Annotated in this window: 2 rRNA genes; both read right to left on the reverse strand. The window is 56.7% G+C overall.

Annotated elements, in window-relative coordinates:
- Nucleotides 1-8: 8 nt before the first annotated feature.
- Nucleotides 9-125, reverse strand: a 5S ribosomal RNA gene (gene rrf / locus N866_RS18785).
- Nucleotides 126-200: 75 nt separating this feature from the next.
- Nucleotides 201-1,489 (reverse strand): 23S ribosomal RNA (locus tag N866_RS18790); the annotation flags it as partial.

A 1,489-nucleotide genomic window follows, 5' to 3' on the forward strand; every position in this document is an offset into this window, starting at 1 on the left:
GAAAGGGTGTTCGGCGGCGACCTACTCTCCCACACAGTCTCCCGTGCAGTACCATCGGCGCTGAAGGGCTTAGCTTCCGGGTTCGGAATGGGACCGGGCGTTTCCCCTTCGCTATGACCGCCGTAACTCTATCGAGTTGTCAGTCGGGTTCCCGACCGTCTCTCGGGAACCGCACAGTGGACGCGTGCAACATGTATGTGTGTGTCAAGTTATCGGCTTATTAGTACCGGTCAGCTACGAGAGTCTTTAGTCCTCTCTTCCACATCCGGCCTATTCACCCAGTGGTCTAGCTGGGAGCCTCTCGGGGCAAGCCCCGTGGAAACCTCATCTTGAAGCAGGCTTCCCGCTTAGATGCTTTCAGCGGTTATCCCTTCCGAACGTAGCCAACCAGCCGTGCTCCTGGCGGAACAACTGGCACACCAGAGGTTCGTCCGTCCCGGTCCTCTCGTACTAGGGACAGCCCTTCTCAAGTTTCCTGCGCGCGCAGCGGATAGGGACCGAACTGTCTCACGACGTTCTAAACCCAGCTCGCGTACCGCTTTAATGGGCGAACAGCCCAACCCTTGGGACCTACTCCAGCCCCAGGATGCGACGAGCCGACATCGAGGTGCCAAACCATGCCGTCGATATGGACTCTTGGGCAAGATCAGCCTGTTATCCCCGGGGTACCTTTTATCCGTTGAGCGACGGCGCTTCCACAAGCCACCGCCGGATCACTAGTTCCGACTTTCGTCCCTGCTTGACCTGTCAGTCTCACAGTCAAGCTCCCTTGTGCACTTGCACTCGCCACCTGATTGCCAACCAGGCTGAGGGAACCTTTGAGCGCCTCCGTTACATTTTAGGAGGCAACCGCCCCAGTTAAACTACCCACCAGGCACTGTCCCTGATCCGGATTACGGACCGAGGTTAGACATCCAGAACGACCAGAGTGGTATTTCAACGTTGACTCCACCGACACTGGCGTGCCGGCTTCACAGTCTCCCACCTATCCTACACAAGCCGTACCGAACACCAATACCAAGCTATAGTAAAGGTCCCGGGGTCTTTCCGTCCTGCTGCGCGTAACGAGCATCTTTACTCGTAGTGCAATTTCGCCGAGTTCGCGGTTGAGACAGCGGAGAAGTCGTTACGCCATTCGTGCAGGTCGGAACTTACCCGACAAGGAATTTCGCTACCTTAGGATGGTTATAGTTACCACCGCCGTTTACTGGGGCTTAAATTCTGAGCTTCGCCCCGAAGGGCTGACCCGTCCTCTTAACCTTCCAGCACCGGGCAGGCGTCAGTCCGTATACATCGTCTTGCGACTTCGCACGGACCTGTGTTTTTAGTAAACAGTCGCTTCTCCCTGGTCTCTGCGGCCTTCGAACGCTTCCCCAGCAAGTGGGTTCACGCCTCAGGCCCCCCTTCTCCCGAAGTTACGGGGGCATTTTGCCGAGTTCCTTAACCACGATTCTCTCGATCGCCTTGGTATTCTCTACCTGACCACCTG

This window comes from Actinotalea ferrariae CF5-4 (assembly GCF_000603945.1).
GTDB lineage: Bacteria > Actinomycetota > Actinomycetes > Actinomycetales > Cellulomonadaceae > Actinotalea > Actinotalea ferrariae.